The 22,127-nt window shown below is 53.3% G+C and carries 21 protein-coding genes; 17 read left to right on the top strand and 4 right to left on the bottom strand.

Annotation, left to right across the window (positions count from 1 at the left end):
• Positions 1–23 precede the first annotated feature (23 nt).
• The 4 genes from ACLD72_RS13435 to ACLD72_RS13420 all read left to right on the top strand — a co-directional run bounded on the left by ACLD72_RS13435 (position 24) and on the right by ACLD72_RS13420 (position 7,247).
• Positions 24–1,880, top strand: coding sequence for a cache domain-containing sensor histidine kinase (locus tag ACLD72_RS13435; protein ID WP_458475808.1), 1,857 nt, complete (start codon positions 24–26; stop codon positions 1,878–1,880).
• Positions 1,873–3,522, top strand: a complete 1,650-nt coding sequence (locus ACLD72_RS13430; protein WP_410995614.1) for a response regulator — start codon at positions 1,873–1,875, stop codon at positions 3,520–3,522. Before ACLD72_RS13435 ends, ACLD72_RS13430 begins: the two co-directional genes overlap by 8 nt.
• A 149-nt stretch (positions 3,523–3,671) precedes the next feature.
• Positions 3,672–4,997 carry an ABC transporter substrate-binding protein gene (locus tag ACLD72_RS13425; protein WP_410995615.1) on the top strand — a complete coding sequence of 442 codons (1,326 nt, stop codon included), beginning with the start codon at positions 3,672–3,674 and terminating at the stop codon, positions 4,995–4,997.
• A 150-nt stretch (positions 4,998–5,147) separates the two neighbouring features.
• Positions 5,148–7,247 (top strand): glycoside hydrolase family 36 protein, encoded by a 2,100-nt coding sequence (locus ACLD72_RS13420; protein ID WP_410995616.1) that lies wholly within the window; start codon positions 5,148–5,150, stop codon positions 7,245–7,247.
• 304 nt (positions 7,248–7,551) lie between these two features.
• Here ACLD72_RS13420 and ACLD72_RS13415 read toward each other — a convergent pair whose 3' ends face one another.
• Positions 7,552–7,983, bottom strand: a complete 432-nt coding sequence (locus ACLD72_RS13415) for an SgcJ/EcaC family oxidoreductase (RefSeq protein ID WP_410995617.1) — start codon at positions 7,981–7,983, stop codon at positions 7,552–7,554.
• A 160-nt stretch (positions 7,984–8,143) separates the two neighbouring features.
• Between ACLD72_RS13415 and ACLD72_RS13410 the strand changes: the two genes are divergently transcribed.
• The 9 genes from ACLD72_RS13410 to ACLD72_RS13370 all read left to right on the top strand — a co-directional run bounded on the left by ACLD72_RS13410 (position 8,144) and on the right by ACLD72_RS13370 (position 16,705).
• The gene (locus tag ACLD72_RS13410; protein ID WP_410995618.1) at positions 8,144–8,626 is read left to right on the top strand and encodes a MarR family transcriptional regulator; all 483 of its coding nucleotides are present in this window, start codon (positions 8,144–8,146) and stop codon (positions 8,624–8,626) included.
• Positions 8,627–8,732: 106 nt separating this feature from the next.
• Complete coding sequence (locus tag ACLD72_RS13405; RefSeq protein WP_410995619.1) at positions 8,733–9,182, top strand: SRPBCC family protein; 450 nt, start codon at positions 8,733–8,735, stop codon at positions 9,180–9,182.
• A 2-nt stretch (positions 9,183–9,184) separates the two neighbouring features.
• Positions 9,185–9,601 (top strand): ArsR/SmtB family transcription factor, encoded by a 417-nt coding sequence (locus ACLD72_RS13400; protein WP_410995620.1) that lies wholly within the window; start codon positions 9,185–9,187, stop codon positions 9,599–9,601.
• Positions 9,602–10,024: 423 nt separating this feature from the next.
• Complete coding sequence (locus tag ACLD72_RS13395) at positions 10,025–11,002, top strand: aldo/keto reductase (protein ID WP_410995621.1); 978 nt, start codon at positions 10,025–10,027, stop codon at positions 11,000–11,002.
• A 99-nt stretch (positions 11,003–11,101) separates the two neighbouring features.
• Positions 11,102–11,962 carry a GNAT family N-acetyltransferase gene (locus ACLD72_RS13390; RefSeq protein ID WP_410995622.1) on the top strand — a complete coding sequence of 287 codons (861 nt, stop codon included), beginning with the start codon at positions 11,102–11,104 and terminating at the stop codon, positions 11,960–11,962.
• Positions 11,963–12,034: 72 nt separating this feature from the next.
• Entirely contained in the window at positions 12,035–12,604 is a 570-nt protein-coding gene (locus ACLD72_RS13385) for a TetR/AcrR family transcriptional regulator (protein WP_410995623.1), read from the top strand.
• Positions 12,605–12,848: 244 nt separating this feature from the next.
• Positions 12,849–14,330 carry an MDR family MFS transporter gene (locus ACLD72_RS13380; RefSeq protein ID WP_410995688.1) on the top strand — a complete coding sequence of 494 codons (1,482 nt, stop codon included), beginning with the start codon at positions 12,849–12,851 and terminating at the stop codon, positions 14,328–14,330.
• A 234-nt stretch (positions 14,331–14,564) separates the two neighbouring features.
• Positions 14,565–15,086, top strand: a complete 522-nt coding sequence (locus ACLD72_RS13375) for a hypothetical protein (protein ID WP_410995624.1) — start codon at positions 14,565–14,567, stop codon at positions 15,084–15,086.
• 209 nt (positions 15,087–15,295) lie between these two features.
• Positions 15,296–16,705, top strand: a complete 1,410-nt coding sequence (locus tag ACLD72_RS13370) for a diguanylate cyclase domain-containing protein (RefSeq protein WP_410995625.1) — start codon at positions 15,296–15,298, stop codon at positions 16,703–16,705.
• A 491-nt stretch (positions 16,706–17,196) separates the two neighbouring features.
• On the opposite strand, the gene ACLD72_RS13365 is transcribed toward ACLD72_RS13370, so the two are convergent.
• The gene (locus tag ACLD72_RS13365) at positions 17,197–17,706 is read right to left on the bottom strand and encodes a hypothetical protein (RefSeq protein WP_251591705.1); all 510 of its coding nucleotides are present in this window, start codon (positions 17,704–17,706) and stop codon (positions 17,197–17,199) included.
• Between the two features lie 183 nt (positions 17,707–17,889).
• Here ACLD72_RS13365 and ACLD72_RS13360 point away from each other — a divergent pair, with 183 nt between their 5' ends.
• Complete coding sequence (locus tag ACLD72_RS13360) at positions 17,890–18,084, top strand: hypothetical protein (RefSeq protein ID WP_410995626.1); 195 nt, start codon at positions 17,890–17,892, stop codon at positions 18,082–18,084.
• Positions 18,085–18,321: 237 nt separating this feature from the next.
• Here ACLD72_RS13360 and ACLD72_RS13355 read toward each other — a convergent pair whose 3' ends face one another.
• Positions 18,322–18,504, bottom strand: coding sequence for a hypothetical protein (locus ACLD72_RS13355; RefSeq protein WP_410995627.1), 183 nt, complete (start codon positions 18,502–18,504; stop codon positions 18,322–18,324).
• 596 nt (positions 18,505–19,100) lie between these two features.
• On the bottom strand, positions 19,101–19,229 hold the full coding sequence (locus ACLD72_RS13350; protein ID WP_251591710.1) for a DUF4023 family protein: 129 nt from the start codon (positions 19,227–19,229) through the stop codon (positions 19,101–19,103).
• 222 nt (positions 19,230–19,451) lie between these two features.
• On the opposite strand from ACLD72_RS13350, the gene ACLD72_RS13345 reads away from it, so the two are divergent.
• From ACLD72_RS13345 to ACLD72_RS13335, 3 genes are read left to right on the top strand one after another with little or no spacing between them, the layout of a single operon-like run.
• Positions 19,452–20,411 (top strand): ABC transporter permease, encoded by a 960-nt coding sequence (locus ACLD72_RS13345; RefSeq protein ID WP_410995628.1) that lies wholly within the window; start codon positions 19,452–19,454, stop codon positions 20,409–20,411.
• Positions 20,395–21,348: an iron chelate uptake ABC transporter family permease subunit gene (locus ACLD72_RS13340; RefSeq protein WP_410995629.1), complete on the top strand. Its 954-nt coding sequence runs from the start codon at positions 20,395–20,397 to the stop codon at positions 21,346–21,348. Before ACLD72_RS13345 ends, ACLD72_RS13340 begins: the two co-directional genes overlap by 17 nt.
• Complete coding sequence (locus ACLD72_RS13335) at positions 21,345–22,106, top strand: ABC transporter ATP-binding protein (protein ID WP_410995630.1); 762 nt, start codon at positions 21,345–21,347, stop codon at positions 22,104–22,106. Before ACLD72_RS13340 ends, ACLD72_RS13335 begins: the two co-directional genes overlap by 4 nt.
• Positions 22,107–22,127 lie beyond the last annotated feature (21 nt).

Here is a 22,127-nt window from a genome sequence, read left to right as displayed (position 1 = left end):
TGAACTGGCGTTAAGCACGGGTCATGACTAGTCATAGAAAAGAGGCCACCATGTTCAGCCAACTGAAACGTTTGGCATTGTCGCTTAAAGACCGGGTTTCCCGCCGATTGGTCAATAAGCTTATTTTGCTGTTTACGACGATTATTATTCTTGTGGTAGGCTCGCTGACCGTCATCTCCTATCAAATGCTCGAAAAAGAATCGGTCGATCACAGCATCGCCAGCACAACCAACAATTTGAAGCTGGTGAACCAGAACCTCGAGGATTATTTGTCCGGGATCGAGCAGTTGTCCCTGCCGCAAATCCGCTATGACGAGATCATCCGGGCGATTAAGCTGGAGGAAAACGATTATTCATCCAAAATGTATCTGGAAAATTATTTGCGGAGCCTGTTCTACTCGCGGGACGATCTGGAGAGCATTTATCTCTACCTCATCGATCAGAAAAAATATTATTCGATCACCCGCGAAGCCTATAACATCACGGTCCGTGTCAGCTACCAAGAGGGCATTCCCGATCAGCCGTGGTACAAGCAAGCGATGGAGAGCCCGCACAACCGGTCGTTCCAATCGTTTATTGTTCCCGGGGCCAAATCGGGGTACGCCATGAACGCGGAGCCCGGCTTTATGGGGTATCACCGCGTGCTGCGCTCGCTCGTCTCCCGCGATCCGAAAGCAGTCATCTCCTTCTATATAAAACCGACCGGCAAGAACGAAATTTTGCAGGATATCCCGTTTGAAGAAGGGGAGCATCTGCTGTACCTTGATGCCAACAACGTGCCGTTTCATGTCGACGATCCGGAATTTCTTAAGCAGGTGGAGCACGCTCCCTGGCTCAGCCAAATCGGCAAGGACGGCAGCACCCAGCCGCTGACCTGGACCAGCGAGGACGGTACCAAGTATCTTATTGTATACAACGTGCTACAGGACGAAGGCTGGAAACTGGTGAAGCCGATTCCTTACCGCAACATTTATGCCGCGGCGACGACGACAAGGGATTTGAGTTATCTTATCGGAGGCATTTTTTTGCTGATTTCGGTCGTCATGGTCACCCTCCTTTCAAGCGCGATCACCAGACCGCTAAAGGACTTGTCCTATGAGATGAGGCGTTTTAGCGAAGGTACGTTCGACGCGGAAATCCCGGTCAAGGGCAGGGATGAGATTGCCTATTTGTCCAGGCATTTCAACCGGATGGTGCGGCGGACCAACGATTTGATCAATGAACGGTATAAGATGAAGCTGGTGGAGAAAAACGCGATTTTAAAAGCGCTCGAGGCGGAGATCAATCCGCATTTTCTGTACAATGCGCTCCAGGCGATTTCGACCAAAGCGCTGAAAAGCGGGGACGACGAGGTCGCCGATATGGTGGATGCCTTGGCCTTGACGCTCAGATACTGCATAAGCGGGAAAGATATCGTAAACGCTAGGGAAGAACTCAAACATATCGATCGTTATCTGGCGTTGCAAAAAGCTAGATTCGGCAGCCGCCTTCAGGTAACGATCGAGTGGGACGAATCGTTGATGGAGCTGCAAATTCCCAAGCTGTCCATCCAATCCCTGGTGGAGAATTCGATCAAGCATGCGTTGGAAAAGGTGTCGAGCGCCATCACTATCGTAATTCGCGCGGAGCTGGCCGACACGCATGCGATAATTTCCGTGCAGGATAACGGGCCGGGGATTTCCCAGGAAAGACTGGAGGAGATCCTGAAATCGTTTCACGCCGAATGGGAGGACCACGAGGGCGAAAACATCGGGCTCAAAAACCTGTACACGCGCCTCAGGCTGCTTTATGGCGAAGACGCCGATCTGTTGGTCCGCAGCGGCGACAACGGCGCGGAAATGCGAATGATGATACCGCGGGGAGGCAGCAGCCATGTATAAAGTATTGATAATCGACGATGAAGAACCGCTCCGTGAGGCGATCCGGATTTTAGGGGATTGGGGAGGCCTGGAAGTTGACGAGGTGCTGGAGGCGACGGACGGCAAAAGCGGACTGGCCATGCTGGAGCAGCACAAGCCTGACCTGGTGATGGTCGATATGAAAATGCCCGAGCTGAACGGCGTCGAGTTCTTAAAAATCGTGGAGCGCGATTACCCGGAGCTGCTGACGATCGTGATCAGCGGCTATAACGATTTTGAGTTCACCCGTCAGGCGATTCACTCCAGGGTGTTGGACTATTTGCTCAAGCCGATTAACCGGCATGATCTTAACCAGGCGCTCCGCAAAGGCATTGATTTGCTAAACGCCAAGCGGCAGCTGCAAACCGAATCGATTACCCGCAACATTGCGTTTAATATGTCACTGCCGAAGCTGAAGGAGAAAATTTATTTATCGGTCATCGAACGTAGCTTCAAACAACATAGCAACCGGGCGTTCCTGCCGCTGATCGGGGCGGACGATTCCCTGAATCGTTTTGGCGCGCTGGTGCTGCGGATCATGAATATGGAAGCCGTTCGTGACAGCCGCTTCAACAGCGATGCCGAGCTGCTTTATTTTGCTGTAGCCAATGTGGTGAGCGACGTGGCCGGGGGCGACTTGCTCTGCTTCAGCTTTGCCAATCCGAAGCAGGAGCGCGAGATTATTGCGGTGTATACCGCCGGCGGCGGTTATCCGGAAGAAGTCGCTTTTCGCGCGGAAAAGATGATGCGCAAGATCATCAATACCCTAAGCGAGCTGTTTGGTGTGTTGTCGGCGGGGGGGATCGGCCCTTCGAGCCCAAACATCATGGAGCTTGCCGATTCCTATGAGGCGGCGGTCGCTTCGATTCTGGCCATCGATCTGTTAAAGCTGAAAGGGAAGGCCGTCATCGGCGACAAGGGCAAGGCTGCCGCGAAGGATATCTACTCCTTCACCAGCCGGCTGCCGCTTCTTCGCGGGGCGCTGGAAGCCGGCAACCTCCATCAGGCCAAATCGGTGATGGGGGAATTTGCCAAGAAAATTAAAGACGCAGACGCGTTCAGCATCGGAGCGGCCGACCGGACGCTACGCGAGATCGTCGTCCTCTTAAGCGATATGGCTTCGGGTCTTGGCGTGCCGGGGGACGCGCTGCCGCGTTCCGGCGACGAAAGGGCGCTGCGCGCGTTGGGGCTGCGGACCGATTTTGCCGCCTTTGACGAATACGAAGAAGTACTTCTGCGGCTGACGGAGTACTATCATGAGCAAATCCGCCGCTCGCTCGCGGCCAACCGCCCGTTTCAAGTCGATGACATTAAGGAGTATATCGACAATCATTATTTTGAAGACATTAAAATTTCCATGTTTACCGAAAAATATTTCCTAAGCCGCGAGTATTTAATGAAGCTGTTCAAACAGCAGTACGGGTACGGCATCCACGAATATGTGCAGAAGGTCCGCATGGACAAGGCCAAGGAACTGCTCGACGATCTTTCCCTGAAAATCCAGGAGATTTCCGAAATGCTCGGCTATAAAGACAAAAATTATTTCAGCAAAGCGTTCCGCAATTACTACGGGTTATCGCCGTCGGAATACCGTTTGAAGGAGGAGGAAGGGGTCAAAAAGTGAACGGGACGATCACTCCACTTTTTTACCCTTAAGTCACCACTTATCTACATTTTTATCGCTGTACCTTTTCTTTAGAATAAGGAGCATAGAAAGTGTGCAAGTGCTTTCAAAAAGCAATCTACAACTATAAGAAAGTGGGGGCGTTACGAATGAAGAAGAAAATCTTGGCCCTGTCGTTCAGCCTTGTGCTGCTCATGGGTCTGCTGTCCGCTTGCGGCGGAGGTGGCGGCAATGCCGCGGGGGGCGGAGCGAATGGCGCGGGTGCAGGAAACGGCGGCGCAACGGACGATTCCAAACCGGTAACGATCAACATGTTTACGGCTTCTCCGGAATATACCGACGCTTTTAACGCCTATATCGCTGAATACAAAAAAGTGAAGCCAAACGTGACGATCAACCTGGAAATCATGCAGTCCGACTATAATACAGTGTTGAAATCGAGAATCGCCGCAGGCAGCACGCCGGACGTATTCCAAACGACGGCCGGCGGAGACATCGACACGTTTGCCGAATACAGCGCCGATTTGACGGATCAGCCGCTGGCGGCAGCGATGACGGACGCCGTTCGCGCCAACATGACATCTTCCGACGGGAAAGTGCTGGGCCTTCCGGTTAAAGGCAATCTGTTCTCGCTGATCTATAACAAAGATCTGTTTGAACAAGCCGGCATCACGACCTTCCCGAAAACGACGGCCGAGCTGGACGACGCTATCGCGAAGCTGGAAGCGAAAGGCATCAAGCCGTTTGCCAACGCCTATAAAGAATGGTGGGTATGGAAACACGTATTCCAGCATTTCGTGAACGCGGCGGCTCAAGACAAGGGCGTAACGTCGAAGGACCTGGTGAACAGCTTTATCGCCGGCGACGCCAAAATCAAGGATTATCCTGTGCTTTACAATAACTTCTTTGACTTCATCGACAAAACGGTTAAACATGGCACCGATAAACCGCTGGAACGCGACAGCAATGCGCAAATCAGCGACTTCGCCACCGGCAAAGCGGCGATCATGGTAGGTAAAGGCGCATGGGACGAAGAAGCGATCAAGAAAATCAGCCCGGACATTAAAATCGGCATCGCCGGATATCCGGTCAGCGACAAGCCGGAACAAGCCACGATCATCACCGGTGCCGACCAGGCGCTGCGGATCAACAAAGACTCCGCCGTCGTCAACGAAACGATCGAGTTCTTCAACTGGCTGTACACTTCGGACTACGGCAAGAACTGGTTCTCCACGGTAGCGAAGGTCATTCCGCCGATCAAGGACGCTCCGCTTCCGGATCTGGATATGCCGAAGCAAATGAACGAAATTTTGCAATCCGAACCATCGGGTGACCTGGCGATCAACTACTCGCTGGATACGTTTCATCAAAAATTCGGTGAAATCATGCAAGCATACATCGGCGGAAGCAAGACAAAAGACCAAGCTGTAACCGAAATCGAACAAGCGTGGGTGCAATTGGGCTCCGCTCAATAAACCGGTAAAATCGGTGATCCCATCCTTCTTAACTCAGCACCGGGTGGTGCTGAGTTAAGTTTTTTTGGGGGAGAACACCCCGCGCCGGAGAATCTATAAAAACGGTAATTCGCAATCATCGATTTTTAATATAAGGAGGTACTTATTCTCATGTCCCAACTTATTCATATTCAGGAAAACGGCCTTCACCTGGTGTTGGAGGTCACGCCGGAGCAAGACGTACGGCTGCTGCATTTCGGGGCGGGCGAGCTGGGAGAAGGAACGATTGCAAGCGGGCAAAAGCCGGGCTTTCGGCTGATGGAGCTGCAGCTCACGGGCGAGGACCGCGCGGAATATCACGGGCGGACGCATCGGGCGACGTTCCCGGGGCTGCGTTTGCGGTACGAAGCGCATACCGATACGCGCAACGGGGCTGGCCGCAAGGTGGAGATCACGCTGCGCGATCCGGAAACATGGCTGCGGGCGGTGCAGCATGTTCAATTTTACGTCGGCGTCCAAACAGTCCGGGCCTGGGTGACATTGAGCAATGAGGGATCGAAGGAGTTGGGCGTAGAGTATGTTTCCTCGTTCGCCTTAACCGGCCTCGATAAGGAAGGCGCACTTGACCGCGACGAAAAAATGGGGCTGTCCATCCCGCACACCGGCTGGCAAAGCGAACTGCAGTGGCGGACGAACAGCCTGCCGGAGCTGGGCATGTCGCATTTGACCGACCGCAGCTCCAAACGGATTTCCTGCAGTAATACCGGCTCGTGGTCGGCCGCGGAGCATATTCCGATGGCTGTGCTGGAGAACCGGGAAGCCGGAAGCAGCTTGTTTTGGCAGATCGAGCATAACGGCTCCTGGCATTGGGAAATCATTGATCAAAGCGATTACCTGACGCTGCTCATTAGCGGGCCGACAGAGCACGATAATCATTGGTGGGTTTCGCTCGCGCCGGGCGAGGAGTTCGTCAGCGTACCCGTCGCGGTGGGCGCCGTGATTGGCGGTTTCGAAGAGGCGATTGGGCAGCTGACCGCGTACCGCCGCCGGATTCGCCGCCCGAACGCGGACAACCGCGATTTGCGGATTATTTTTAACGATTATATGAACTGTCTCTGGGGTTCGCCGACGACCGCCAAACTGCTGCCGCTGATCGACGCCGCGTCCGAAGCCGGTTGTGAATATTTCTGCATCGATGCCGGCTGGTACGCGGCAGGCGAATGGTGGGACGGCGTGGGCGAATGGATGCCGTCGCCGGAACGCTTCCCGGAGGGCATCAAATACGTGCTCGATTACATTCGCGGCAAAGGGATGGTTCCGGGACTGTGGCTTGAGCTGGAGGTGATGGGCATCAACAGTCCGAAGCTGGCCGACACCGATGACAGCTGGTTTTTCATGCGCCACGGCCGGAGAGTCAAGGACCGCAGCCGCTACCAGCTCGATTACCGGAATCCGCAGGTGGTCGCCCATGCGAACGAGGTGATCCGCCGCCTAGTGGAGGATTACGGGGTCGGTTACATCAAAATGGACTACAACATCAACGCCGGGATCGGTACGGAAACGGATGCCGACAGCTTCGGCGACGGCCTGCTCCAGCACAACCGCGCTTATCTGGCTTGGCTGGACGGTATTTTTGCCCGCTACCCGGAGCTTGTGATCGAGAACTGCTCGAGCGGCGGGATGCGCATGGATTACGCGATGCTCAGCCGCCACAGCATTCAGTCGACGAGCGACCAGGAAAACTACGTGAACTACGCGGCCATTGCCGCCGCTTCGCCTTCGGCATTAACGCCGGAGCAGTCGGCGATCTGGTCTTACCCGCTGCGGGAGGGCGACGATGAAGAGGTCGTGTTCAACATGGTGAACGCGCTGCTGCTGCGGGTACACCAGAGCGGACATCTGGCTGAGCTCAGTCCGCGCCGGCGGGAGCTCGTGAAGGAAGCGTTGGATTACTACAAGACGATCCGCAAGGATATTCCCCAGGCGCTGCCGTTCTGGCCGCTCGGTCTGCCGAAGCAGCAGGACGATTGGATCAGCCTGGGGCTGCGCTGCGGCGACTCGGTTTATTTGGCCGTGTGGCGGATTGCCGGCGATTCGCCTGATCGGACGCTGCCGCTCCCGGCGCTGCGGGGAGAGCAGCTTGATATCCGCTGCGCCTACCCGCAAGGGTTCGACTGTTCGTGGAACTGGGACGCCGAACAGGGTGAACTGCAGGTGACTTTGCCAAATGTGAAATCCGCGCGTCTGTTTGAAATTCATCCGAAACGCTAGATCTAAGGATTAGGTGTGTAAGGCTAAGGGACACCAGAGCCGTTATTTGAGGGAAAACGGAGGCTTGCAAAATGTGACGGACACAGAAGACCTTATTTACCTCAAATAGGTCTGGATGAACGGGTTTAGAGCGAAATAGGGTCGCCTGTGTCCGTTAGGCTGGGAAATACCCGGGAAATGGGCGGATAAGGTCGCTGGTGTCCGTTAGAGCAACGTCCAAAGTTTAGGAGGAGTCTCCGATCGCTCCAAAGTAGAAGTCAGAGCCACTAAAGGACGCCGTCAGGCGTCTTTCTTATTTGCTTTATCATGAACGCGGCCCTGGCGGCATCTCCTGGATTCGGCAATTATGGAAAGCGGCAATAAGCCATTTATCACCCTGTCTAACGATAACATTCGTATTGATGGACCCTCTGTCGTTAGGATCCTGTGCGGGGTCAGCCAGCTTTACTTCCCCGATCCCGTGGACAACGGCGATATCAGGCGTAATATAACGAGGCTGAAGATCGGATGTAAAGTTTGATTCCAATTTGGATTCGCGAAGCGGACCGTTAAACAGCCATTGGTGAACTTCGGTAATTTGTTTTCTGCCTTTTAAATGCTGGCCTATGAACGTAACATAATCGGCGTCTTCCGTAAAGCATTCCCCGTAAGCGGCTCCGTTGCCGTTGTTCCACGCCGCGTTAAGCGCTGTGAAAAGTTCTCTGATTGCACCCAGATCTTTTTCCCGATTTTGCATACTTGATCCTGTCCTTTCCATTAGGGATTGATAATCGATTGGTTAAACTCAGGAGCTATGATATACTGTTGCCGAATAAAATCTTAACCATCATGATATCTTAATTTAATAATTATCTTAATCAATTAAGATAAATGAATCATACAATGGAGGCTTCATTATGTCAAGCGACAACCATCAGCCATTGCCCAACCTAACGACGCTGCAACGGGAAATTGTTCTGGAATTGCGCGAAAACGGGACCCGAGCCGTGATGCTGCATCAGACGATTTCTGAAAAGATCGGCCTAAATGCGACCGATCACAAATGTCTGGATTATTTGCTGAAAGCCGGCCCAGTAACGGCAGGACGTCTGGCCGAATTAACGGGGTTGACCACCGGAGCGGTTACGAGCGTGATTGACCGCCTGGAGCAAGCGGGATTTGCGACCAGAGACAAGGACCCGAACGACCGGAGAAAAGTGCTGGTCAAAGCTGTTTCCGAAAAAGCGGAGCTGATCTCGTCTCTATTCGTTTCCGTATTAAAGGCCACTCAGGAAATTGCAGCTCGTTATAATGAACAGGAGAGCCGGATCATTCTTGATTTCCTCAAACAATGCAACGCCATGACATTAGAAGAAATGGACAAATTAAAAATAGAATAGCTTTTCTTGATTTTGAAACATTGACATGAAACCAAAAAGTTTCTTAAAATAGTATTAAGAAACCTTTGGGTTTCATTAAAAATTAAAATGCGAAAGGACGAACATCATGGATCAAACCAACAACCCGAATCATCAAGCCGGTGGAAGCGGAGCGCTGCCGGATATTCGCCATACGATTATGTTGAACGCCCCGATCTCCCGGGTATGGGAAGCGGTAGCCACCTCGGAAGGGATCGCGGCCTGGTTTATGCCCAACGATTTTCAGCCGGTCGAAGGCTACGAATTTCATTTGAATGCCGGGCCGTTCGGCAACTCTCCATGCAAAGTGACGCTGCTGGACCCGCCGCATCGTTTGTCGTTTAACTGGGGCAAGGACTGGACGCTGTCCTTTGAATTGAAGGAACAAGGCGATCAGACGGAATTTACCCTGATCCATGGCGGCTGGAGCGCGGATCAAGTGACCGAATTCGGCGAAGCCCATGGGCTGGTGCGCGGCCGGATGGATCAAGGCTGGGCTGGACTGGTTCAGAAGCTGGCCGCTTACGTCGGAGCGTAACGATGGAGAGCGCTGCCGCGAAGCATGACGTATTTCAGGCGATCGCCGATCCGACGCGCCGGGAGTTGCTGCGTTTGCTCGGCGACCGGGAGCTGCCGCTCAAGGACATCACGGGCCGCTTCCCGATGAGCCGCACGGCGGTCTCCAAGCATCTGCGCGTGTTGGCGGAGGCGGGCCTCGTCCAAGAGCGCAAGGTAGGGCGCGAGACACGCTACCGGTTGGACGCCGACCCGCTGCTGGAGTTGAAGCGCTGGCTGGACTACTACGAACGCTTTTGGGAGAACAAACTTTCCATGCTCAAGCATTACGTGGAATCGGAGCCTGGGCAACCGGCGGAAGGACCTAAACTGGTGGAAACGAGTGAGCATAAGCCGGGACAAACAGAAGGGGAAAAGCCAGGACAGGCGGACGGGCTTTAGCTAGCGCGTAGGGAAAGCGAATAAACGGGGCCGTGCGCTGAAATGGCGGTAAAAATGGGCGTTATTTTGGCCGGACATGCGAAAATGGCACGAATAGCGGAATTTTATGTCGCTAATCTTTGCAACTGCCTGTCGAGAGAGGCAAAAAGGAAGGTCACTCTAGAAATAGGGACAAAAAATTCCGCTAAGCCTCGAAAATGAGGCGAAAAGGTGCGGATAGCGCCATAAATTACCGCTATTTTTTGGAGGAGGGAAGGGTAGCCGATTACGAGCACCGAAGGGCATCCCCAAAAGAAAACTGCCGCTTTTTACCGGTTCGGCTTATGGTATATAATGGGTATGGACTTCATACACCTAGAACAGTTTTGCGCAAACATGTCCGCTAGAGCCATGCTACCAAAACGCCTTAGGAGGTTGTAGTCAATGAAGTATGCCAGTTTGGGAAGAACCGGGTTGAAAGTGAGCCGCCTGTGCCTGGGTACGATGAATTTCGGGCCGGCGACGGAGGAGCAAGAGGCGTTCAAAATTATGGACGCGGCGCTTGATGCCGGGGTGAATTTTTTTGACACGGCCAATGTGTACGGTGGGGTTGAGCACCGGGGGCGGACCGAGGAGATCATCGGCCGCTGGTTCGCGCAAGGCGGGGGCCGCCGGGAGAAAGTGGTGCTCGCCACCAAGGTGTACGGCCCGATGGGCGATCCGCTGGACGGACCGAACGGCGAGGCCGGCTTGTCGGCTTATAAAATCCGCCGCCATCTGGAAGCTTCTTTGCGGCGGCTCGGTACGGATCATATCGAACTGTACCAAATGCATCATATCGACCGCAACGTTACGTGGGAAGAGCTTTGGAACGCTTTTGACATCGCGCAAAAACAGGGGAAAATCGGCTATGTCGGCTCGAGCAATTTTGCCGCCCGGGATTTGGTCAAAGCCCAGTATGAGGCCAAAGCGCACGGGGCGTTAGGTCTCGTTTCCGAGCAGCACAAATACAGCCTGCTATGCCGCCTGCCGGAGCTGGAGGTGCTGCCTGCGGCCGAAGAGCTGGGCATCGGCGTGATCCCCTGGAGCCCGCTGGACGGAGGTATCCTTGGCGGCAACCTCAACCCGCAGCTGGGCTCCCGCACCGAGAAGCAGGCCGAACGGGTTGAGAAGCTGCGCCCGCAGCTGGAGCGGTTCAACAGTCTGTGCAAAGAGCTGGGCGAATCCGCAGCAACGGTGGCCTTGGCCTGGACATTGGCTAACCCGGCCGTCACGGCGCCGATCATCGGGCCGCGCACGCTGCAGCAGTTCGAAGAGACGCTGCGGGTCGTCGACGTGGAGCTGAGCGAAGATACGCTCAAGGCGATCGACGAAATTTTTCCGGGCCCCGGCGGGGATGCCCCAAAAGCGTACGCCTGGTAATCTGCGGTTTTTCATAACATGCAAAGAGGCAGTCGGATGATCGGCTGCCTTTCGTTTAATTTAGCGGACTCGCGTGCGTGGATCTTAGGGAGGTGTGAAATGCTTCGTTATGCCAGAGGCTCCGAAGTGGGGACGGATGTATTGTTCGCCGCTTTTCGGCGCGGTTTTTCGGACTATATCATTCAATTCAAGCTGGACGAAGCCGATTTTGCGGCCAAATTTTTTGGCCCGGAGGGGAACCAAAGGGAGCATTCCTTCGTCGCTTTGGACGGGGAGGAAGCCGTCGGGATCGTTCTGGGCGGGGTCAGAATGTACGAATCGGTCAAAACAATGCGCTGCGGGGCGCTGGCCGTAAGCCCGGAATACCGGGGCAAGGGCGTCAGCGGGAAATTGCTGGACCTGCACCGCGAGGAGGCGGAGAAGGCGGGGTGCCGGCAGCTTTTTCTCGAGGTCATCGTCGGCAACGACAGAGCAATCTCTTTTTATCAAAAACGGGGGTACCGCAAAGTTTACGACCAGCACTATTACACGTTGACCGATGCGGCCAGACTTGGCTCCCCGCCGGTCCCGGAGGGCTGCCATGTGCGGCGGCTGGCGTTTGAGGAGTTTGCCGAGGCGGTTAACGCCCGCAAATATTTTCACGTGAACTGGCAAAATGATCTGGAATATCAGCGGCTCAGCGAGGGAAATGTGTATTACGGCATCTGCCGAAACGATGAGCTGGCGGGTTGTCTGAGCGTAAACGGCTCCGGCAAAATCAACATGCTGCTGGTGGATCGCCGTCATCGCGGCAGAGGGATCGCCTCCCATTTGCTGGCGGCCGCCCGCGATGAGCTGGGGATCGCCAAATTTACCGCGTCCACCCCAAGCAATGCGCTGCTGGAAGGTTTTTTGGAGCGGACCGGGTTTGTCCGGGAGAGTTTGCGTCAATATGAAATGTACCTGCCATTGGGGAGTTGACACTCCCCTCGGTTATCGTTTATGATGTAGACCGATCGGTCTAATCCCAGAAAGAAAGGTACATGATGTTGGATGTCAACCCGCAATCACACTCGCCAAATGCTGATCGAAACGACGGCAAAACTGCTGCAGAACCAGGGGTATAACGCTACCGGGCTGAATCAGATCACACAGCTGAGCGGCGCCCCCAAAGGATCGCTGTATTACCACTTCCCGGAGGGCAAGGAACAGCTCGCCTGCGAAGCCGTAAGCCATACAAAAAACGTTACGCTGGCCAACCTGCGCTCGGTTCTGGATTCGAAGGCGGATGCCACCCAAGCGGTTCAGGAGCTGCTTACGGTGCTTGCCGAACAGGTCGATCGCGAGAACGCGGAACTCGGCATCCCGATTGGCGTTATCGCCCATGAAACGGCAGGAAACAACGAGAACATCCGAAAAGCCTGCTGCGGCGTATACAACGCCTGGATTGCCGAATTCGAAAACAAATTCGTCGCCTGCGGATACGCTCCTGAAGAAGCGAAGGAAATCGCCGTGTCGATCAATGCGCTGATCGAAGGCTCTATGATTATGTGTTTGACCCAGCGGGACAGTACCCCGATACGCACGGCTGCCAAGCTGGTACCACGGCTGCTCCAGGCGTGATGAAAGAAAGGCGTAATGGACTGGCTAAAAAAGGACGGTGACAGAAGTAACGGTAATGTTTTAAATTTTATATATAGAACGGTCTAGAAAAAACGCTTTCAACAAAAAACGAAAGACAAAAGACGCTCACGCCCCAAGGAAGGCCCTGGAAACCATACTAATGATCTTGGGTCATCCTTGTTTATATATAAAAAATACAAAGAGAAAAATCCAATTCCGGATAGTATGGAGGTTACCGAAAAAAATGAATACAACGACGCTTAGCGCTGTCAAGGAGGCCGGCGTAGAAGGGATCAGGCGGCTGCCGATAACGATCGCCTTGATCATCGGGGCCTTTGTGTCCATTTTGAATGAAACCCTTCTGAACGTGGCTTATACGGATTTAATGCATGAGCTCGGGGTTGGAGCTTCCACGATACAATGGCTGTCGACCTCATATATGCTGGTGATCGGGATCCTCGTGCCGATTACGGCGCTGTTGATTCAATGGTTTACGACGAGGCAAATGTTTTTGTCCGCAATGATTTTGTTTCTAATCGGTACCGTTGTTTGCGGGATTTCCCCGAATTTTGGGATGCTGCTGTTCGGCCGGGTGATTCAGGCCATTGGTACGGGCCTGCTGCTGCCGGTGATGATGAACACGATCCTGACGATTTACCCTCCCGAAAAAAGAGGAGCGGCCATGGGCACCATCGGTCTCGTCATCATGTTCGGTCCGGCGATCGGCCCAACGTTGTCCGGCCTGATTCTGGACGCCCTGAACTGGCGCTGGCTGTTCTTTTTGGTCGTGCCGCTGGCCCTGTTTTCGATCCTGTTTGGAGCCGTTTATCTGCGGAACGTTTCCGAACCTACGAAGCCGCGGGTGGATCTGATTTCCATCCTGTTGTCTACGGCCGGCTTCGGCGGCATCGTTTACGGCTTCAGCCACGCCGGGGAAGGCGAAGGCTGGTCAAGTCCGATCGTCTACATCTGCCTGATTGTCGGGTTCGTGGCACTTGCCTTATTTGTTTGGCGCCAGCTAGTCGTCGCCGAGCCGACGCTCGATGTCCGCGTCTTTAAATATCCGATGTTCGCGTTGTCCGCCGCGCTGCTGACGGTGATGATGATGACGCTGTTCTCTACGCTGATCCTGCTGCCGATGTATTTGCAGGGGGCGCTGCTGCTCGCACCGTTTGTCGCCGGGCTCGTACTGCTGCCGGGCGGGGTGATCAACGGCCTGATGTCGCCGGTGGCGGGCAGGCTGTTCGATAAATTCGGGCCGCGCGCGCTGATCACGCCGGGGCTGCTCATCGTCATCATCACGCTTTGGTTTATGCGCGGGTTGGAAACGACCACTCCTACCGGGGTCGTCATTGGTCTGCACATCGCGCTGCTCGTCGGCATCTCGCTGGTGATGATGCCGGGCCAAACGACCGGGCTAAACCAGCTGCCGCGCCAGCTGTATCCGCACGGAACCGCGATCATGAACACGCTCCAGCAGGTATCCGGGGCGATTGGCACGGCGCTGTTTATCAGCATCTATTCCTCCGGTCAGGCCCGTTATCTGGCTTCTTCCGCCAATCCAAAGGACCCGGGGGAGCTTGCCCAGGCTTTGGTCAGCGGCCTGCACAGCGCTTTTACGATCTCGATGTTTGTCGGCGTCATCGCCCTCATTCTCGGTTTGTTTCTGCGCCGGACGGAAGCGCCGGCCGAAGCACACGGCTTCGGGGCGAAGCAGGGCTCTTAATCCTTGGCCCCAAGCCGGTTTAACCCAGGTCTGCCCGTAGGATCATCTTAGAATGGTCCCGCGGGCAGCCTTTTGCGTTTAAGAGGCCGCAAACGTACACTATAAACAATTTGTAACCCGTTTTAACTTAGCTGTGACCCTTTTTCGCAGCAGCCGTCATATAATGAACGTGCAAGGCATATTAGTAAGCTTGAATGCTGAATTTGTGCTGACAGGGAAAGGCGGATTCGAAACATGAGAAATTGGTTTGTAGCAGTGCTTCCTTTGTTGTTGATCGTTGCAACTTCGTTTACCGTGCCGGGGGCGGTAAAGCCCGGAACGGCCGCAGTATCGGAATCCGAGCAGGGGCCGCATACGGTCACCGTGTATGTGAACCGTCTCGAACTTGGAGCCCAAGGCGGCAGGCTCGCGGCGGATCCGATCCGCTGGTACGAGGGCGAGGCGGCGGCGGCCGCATTTGCCGAGCATGAGCCGGATGCGGGAATCGACGGGCCGCTCGACGGTTACTACATTGTGAATGACGTCAAAGAGACGGTTGAGTATCCAGTAGCCAAAGATGCCGGAGTGCTGATGCAGATTTATGATCGCACCGGACGAATCGAGGATATTCAAGTCAAGTGGAACGAGCCGGTAAGCCTGGAGAAGTTCAGCCGGTTGCTCGCCGCCAACGACTTGATCGATCTGAGCCGGTTCCCGTACCACCTCACCATCGAAAACGGGCAAGTGGTGCGAATCGTCCAGCAGTTTATCCCCTAGGAACAAAACTTATGACGCGGGTTGCGGGGAGCTTAGCCCCTTTCGACCCTGCGTTTTTTTAGTTTCTCGGCCGGTTGCTACTGCATAAAATTAACGTATTCCACATTTTATACTTTGTAGTATAATAATTCCTTAGGCATAGTCCTTTGTACCTACGCTAAATTCCCAGCGAAGTCTGCTGCTGACTGCAAAGCAAAAAGGTGGTAGAAATGAGTAGAGATGCCAAACTGATTCATCAAAAAAACGTATGGATGCTGGTGCTGCTGGGGTGTTTTTTTGCGGCAGGCCTGTTTATGAACATATTGATCAACCGGAACGTTATGGCGGTGCAGCCGCTGTTTGGCCTTGTTCTGCTGCTCATTTTGGCCGGGTTCGTTTGGAACGGACGTTGGCCGAGGGCCACGATGCTGCTCGCGATCTTTCTGCTGTTTATCTATCTTTTCGTGATAATATGGAACGAGCGTTCTTTTACAAGTTATATTTTTCTCGGGCTGCTGCCTCTGCTGAGCCTGTTTTATCAAAATTACGTGGCCGTGGCGCTGGCGGGCGCGCTTTATATGTCCTCAGGGGTATACTTCTTCTACAAACTGCATGACACGATGTTTGCCGAAAGGACCAACGTGTCCGATACGGCCTACATTGCCGTGTACGGATTGCTCATCCTGACATTCTCCCTCATTACTACCATGATTACCAGAAAATTGTCGAATCGGGCGGAGCATAGCGAAGGGCGGCTCAAGGCGATCCTTGAAAGCGTCGCTGTTGGCATTTGGACGTATGATTTTGGCGAGATGAAGCTGACGGTGTCCGACGGATTTGAGCAAATTACCGGGTATCCCGCCAGTTTGTTTGAGCAGTCCCCGGAACGGATCACGGATATGATTCATCCGGAGGATCAGCATATGTTTTTCGAGTCCCAGCAGGAGATGATCCTCGGCCGGACAAGCTCGGTGAAGGAATGCCGGATTCTGCGGCCGGACGGCGAGGTGAGATGGGTTCAAAGCCGCGGCACCCCTCATTTTAATGCGATGGGTCATCTCGTCCGTTTGGAGGGCATCATTATCGAAGTTACGGATCGGAAGCAATTGGAAGAGACGATTCATTATCTGGCGTATCATGATGAACTGACCGGCTTGCCTAACCGGACAAAGTTCGGGGAGAGGTTTGCGGAATGCGTGAACAAAGGGGACTACCCCCTGGCGCTGCTGTTTCTCGATCTGAACAATTTCAAGGACGTTAATGATACATACGGCCATGAGGCCGGAGATCATTTGCTGAAAGCTATTGCCGTCAAATTGTCCTCCCTGATCCGTGAAGACGACATGGTGTGCCGTATGGGCGGCGATGAATTTGTCATCCTGCTGACCCATCTGGACACCGATGGCGTGCTGAAAGTCGTGGAGCGGATTCTGGCCAACCTGTCCGAAGGCTGCGAGTACCGGGGCGTCCGCATCGGAATCTCGGCCAGCGTGGGAGTCAGCTTCTCCCCGGATGGGGCCAGCAGCTTGGAGGATATGCTGCGGCAAGCGGACGCCACAATGTATGACGCCAAGCGGGGGACCTCGGGCGATTACCGGCTATACGGCGACAGGTGGAGCGAAACCGAACGTGTCCGTTAAATACCTGCTAGCATTGTTGCGTAAGCTTTGTACCGCTGGCAAACGGCCTTAGCAGAATGATCCAGAAATAATATGGCTTATCTGCGGACAAGGACCATGGATCACTTTGTTCTATATTAGTCTTGTGCTAAGTATCGTCTGTCCCCATAAAATAGAGGAACTTTAAGGTCTTATTTTCCGAATTTGAGCCTATTCATCACCATAGGGGAACTTTTGGGTCCTATTTTTCGATGAACAAGCCCAAAGGCGGCCTTTCGCCACCAAATCGTGAAAATAGCGCCATAAAATTCCTCTATTTCACGCATTATGGGGGATATCGCTGAAATAGCGCCCTTTTTTTCCTTTATGTTGTCACCCGAGATCTTCAATAGACTAATTTTACGCCGTCACGTTATTTCCAGAAACGTCTACTAGTACCGCCGAAAGCAACAAACGCTTCCCCCGAATGATTCGGAAGAAGCGTTCTGTGCGGAAGCGAGATTAGTTTTTGTCTACAGCCTTCTTTTCGGGGCGAGCATCACGCCGGCGCCGATGGCGATGAGCGCAATCGCCAGCACCGGTTGGCCGAAGATCAGGCGGTTATACAGGTTGCCGAGTGAAAATACAGCAAAAAACAGCAGCGACAGCACGGTCAAAATGTTGATCGGAATGAGCAGATATTTGTTGCGGTCACCGAACCAGTAGAACTCAAACAGGCCGACGGCCGGAGCCAAAATAAAGCCGGGCCACAGGTATTGCCAGCTGTCGAAGAGAGTGGCGAGCTGACAGACGAGGCCTGCCGTGAACAAAATGCCTCCGGGAATAAGCAGCCCCGTCGCTCTCCGGTTCGTCATCGAGAAATACATCCAGTGGAAAAACAGTCCGACCGGAATGACGAACAAGGTCGGCCAGAATTGGCCGAAAATTGTGCCTGCGCTGATCGCTTCCTTGCGGAAAAAGAGCAAGCAAATGCCGACCAGAACAAGCGCCGGTCCGATTAGTGATTTTTTATTCAAATTCATACCAAGGTCTCCTTTGCCTATGTATTCATTATCTACAGCATACAATAAAATCACCGCCCGAATCTTCGGACTCTGGGGAAGTTGCGAACTGGACTTAGGTCCAGTCAGAGGTATAAAAACGCCGGGCAGATGGCACGCTAACGCTAGAAACGGAGTAATTCGGGCGAATAGGAGGCTACACACATGGCAAACGAGAAAAATCGCGGCCGGCAAGTTGGCAACGGGAGCAGCAACGGGCAAAATGATACGACCGGGGACGGCGGGGAACGCCGTAACGGACGCCTTGCCCAAATCAAAAACCACAGCACGACGGGCGTGGGACCGCTGGATGAGTATGTCAGCGGAAAAGACAAGGACGAAGGATCACCTCTGACTTGAAAGCATCTTTTGCCGGGTTGAAGACAAAAAGAGGTAGGCCTTTGATTGAGCTGAAGGTTCTATCTCTTTTTTTGTATCGATCTTCCATATATTTACTTATACAGGCAGTTGATTTCGGAGCCAAACAAATTGCATGTGTTGACGGAAAAATACAATGGACAGTCTGGATACCCGCGCGTGATTCATCAATCTATGATCCTCGATGAATTGATTAATCAGTATGGGGAACCACAAGCTCTATCTAAAGTATAAGAAAAGAAGAAGTCCTACAATGATGACAATGGTGGTCAAACAACCGCCCTTTGCTAAGACGTTCCAATCACCGATTTCAGCACGATTCATCGAATCAGCAAAATTAATGAAAGGCTTGCGTTTATACTCTTCAAACTTATCCTTTTCTTGTTTTTCCCAGTTGTCCATTGCAATTCCCCCCCCATAATTATGTGTGCAGCTCTTTAAATTCTTACATGCACTTCAATATTATAATACGCAGTCATTCCATTAACCCGTATGGTTGCCCATGAATCTGCACCTGTACCAGAGTATGCAGTGCTGGGATAATATTGAACGTATCCCCAATTAGGGGAATAGTTAAGCGGGCCCTTATTGTGGAACGGGCCGAAAGAGAGGACGGTGACGCTTCAGGTTGTTGCGTTGGCATTAAGATTTATTAGGGTGCACCTTGGAATATGATAAAGCGAGAAAGGCGCGTCCTCCAAAGCTTAGCAAGAAAGCCGCTGCACAGCGTACTGTGGGCGGCTTTTTAAATAGCCCTCCTAGCGTGGGGCTGCTGAAATAGCGGCAAAAAAGGGCGCTATTTCCGCCGTTGTAGGAAATTTGAGCCTAATAGAGTCGTTTTTGGGCGTTATTTTTCGGGCGAAGGCTGCAAAAGGGCGTTCTCCTTGGGGAAGGCGAAAGGATAACGCCATAAAAGTTCGTTATTTTCCGGGCGAGAGGCTAACTCGGTGAAATAGCGGTAAAAATTACCGCTATGATCCGGTTGACACCATAGACTCTTACTTCTGCGTGCCGTGCTGTTTCGTCGACAGTTGGCCGGCGGGGTTGCCTTTGCCGCGTTTCTTGTTTTTCTCCTGTTTTTCCTGCTGATCATGCACCTTTTCCACGAACTCGTGCAGATTTTCCATAACCTCGTGTGTCTCCTTTGCAAAAGATATATGTTTCCTGCGTTACTATGCCCCGTTTGGGCGCCTTTCATCACCTTGGGGTTGACAGTCCGGAAAATGAGACGATATAATTCAAATTAATTGATAATGAATATCATTATCAACATTATAACATCTGTCCTGCCGGCAGCGGGCAAACTTGAACTTTCCTCCCGGCCAGAGGAAGGGGAGCAAGGACGAAATATGAAAACAAGATATTTAGCAACTATGTTGATTGTCTTATCCTTGGTCTCCTTGTTTATTGGAGTCAAGGGTGTCTCTTTGCCGGGTCTGCTTCGGCTGGACGCCGACCAGTGGGAGATCTTCCGCATCAGCCGGATTCCCCGGCTGATCAGCATCATCATCGCCGGGGTTAGCATGAGCATCGTCGGGCTGATCATGCAGCAGTTGACCCGCAACAAATTCGTGTCCCCGACGACGGCGGGCACGATGGATTCCGCCAGCTTCGGAATCATGATCTCGCTGCTGCTGTTTTCGGCGGCCGGGCCGCTGGCGAAAATCGCCGTGGCCTTCGTGTGCGCCTTGGCCGGCACTTATATTTTCATGCAAATACTGGATCGCGTGAAATATAAGGATACGATTTTCATTCCGCTGGTCGGCTTGATGTTTGGCGGAATCGTCAGCTCGGCAACGACGTTTTTTGCCTATAAATACAATTTGATTCAAAGTATGTCCGCCTGGCTGCATGGCGATTTCTCGATGATCATGCAGGGGCGTTACGAGCTGCTGTACATCAGCGTTCCGCTGGTCGTGGCGGCTTATGCCTATGCTAACAAATTTACGGTCGCAGGGATGGGCGAGGAGTTTTCCGTGAATCTGGGACTGAATTACAAGCGGGTCGTCAATCTCGGCCTGATGCTGGTGGCGCTGGTGACTTCGGTCGTCGTGCTGACGGTAGGGTCGATCCCTTTTCTCGGGCTTATTATTCCGAACCTCGTCACGATGTACCGCGGCGATAACCTGAAAAACAATCTGTCCCACACGGCGCTGCTGGGGGCGGTCTTTGTGCTGGCCTGCGACATTTTGGGAAGGATCATCATTTATCCGTATGAGGTTTCGATCGGTCTGACCGTCGGGGTGATCGGGAGCGGCATCTTCCTGTATCTGCTGATGAGGAGAAACGCCTATGAGCCTAAGTCATAAAACGAAACTAGCGATTCTCGTCGGAATCGGCATCCTGCTCGTGGTCGTGTTTATGACGATCGACGCGGGCGGACACTGGGACTACATACTGCCGAGGCGCGGCAAAAAGCTGCTTGCGATCCTCCTTACCGGAACGGCGGTCGCTTTCTCCACCGTGGTGTTTCAAACGATTACGAACAACCGGATCCTGACGCCGAGCATTATCGGGCTGGATTCGCTTTATATGCTGGTGCAGACGTTCATCGTCTTTCTGTTTGGCGGAACGGCTTTGACACTGATGAGCAAAAACCTCCGCTTTCTGCTGGCGGTCGGGTTCATGGTGCTGTTCGCGGGGCTGCTGTATCGCTTGCTGTTCCGCAAGGAAGGGCGCAACATCTACCATTTGCTGCTGATCGGGTTGGTGTTCGGGACGTTTTTCTCCAGCTTGTCGTCGTTTTTGCAAAAACTGATCGATCCGAACGAATTTCTCGTCATCCAGGATAAAATGTTCGCCAGCTTCAACAACGTGGATACGGATCTGCTCTTGATCTCGCTGGCCGGCGTGCTGCTGATGGGGTGGTATTTCGCCCGTTTTGCCAAGTATCTCGATGTGCTTGCTTTGGGCCGCGATCACGCGGTGAATCTGGGGATCAGCTACGAATTCGTCGTGAAAAGAATGCTGATCGTCGTGGCGATCCTGATTTCGATCTCCACGGCATTGGTCGGGCCGATCACGTTCCTGGGCCTGCTGGTCGCCAACGTCGCCTACCAGTTTCTGAACACCTACCGCCATCACACGTTGATTCTCGGCGCTTCCTTGATCAGCTTCATCGCCCTGATCGGCGGGCAGTTGCTCGTGGAACGAGTGTTCACGTTCTCCACCTCGCTAAGCGTCATCATCAACTTTATCGGCGGCGTCTACTTCATTTATCTGATGCTAAAGGAGAATAAGTCGTGATTAAGGTCAGGGGAGTATCCAAACGATACGGCGGCAAAAAAGTGGTCGACAGCGTTTCGCTCGACATCGCGGAAGGGAAGATCACGTCTTTCATCGGCCCAAACGGCGCCGGCAAAAGCACGCTGATGTCGATGATCAGCCGTTTGATCGCCAAGGATGAGGGCGAAATCATGATCGGCGGCAAGGAGATCGGGGGCTGGAACAGCAGGGAGCTGGCGACAAAAATCTCGATTTTAAAGCAGTCCAATCATATCAACCTGCGGCTTACGGTCCGCGACCTGGTGGCATTCGGGCGTTTTCCTTATTCGCAAGGGAAGCTGACGAAGGAGGATCAACGGTACGTGGACGAAGCGATTCAGTATATGGATCTGGCGCCGATGCAGCACAAATATTTGGATGAACTCAGCGGCGGGCAAAAGCAGCGGGCTTTTATCGCCATGGTCATCGCCCAGAACACGGAATACGTGCTGCTCGACGAGCCTTTGAACAATCTGGATATGAAGCATTCGGTGCAGATCATGAAAGTGCTGCGCCGGCTTACGGATGAACTCGGCAAAACGGTCGTTCTGGTCATCCACGACATCAATTTCGCCTCCTGCTACTCCGACTACATCGTGGCTTTGAAGAACGGGACCGTGGTTAGGGAAGGGACGAAGGATGAGATCATCGATCCCGCGGTTTTGGGGGAAGTGTACGACATGGATATTCCGATCGAAAACATCGGCGGGAACCGGATTTGCGTGTATTTTGCAGGATAGCGGCTTTTGCTTTTGACAATT

The sequence above is a fragment of the Paenibacillus lacisediminis genome (genome assembly GCF_046567315.2).
Note: the sequence above shows the minus strand (reverse complement) of the source record. Positions and strands in the feature narration are given on the sequence as shown.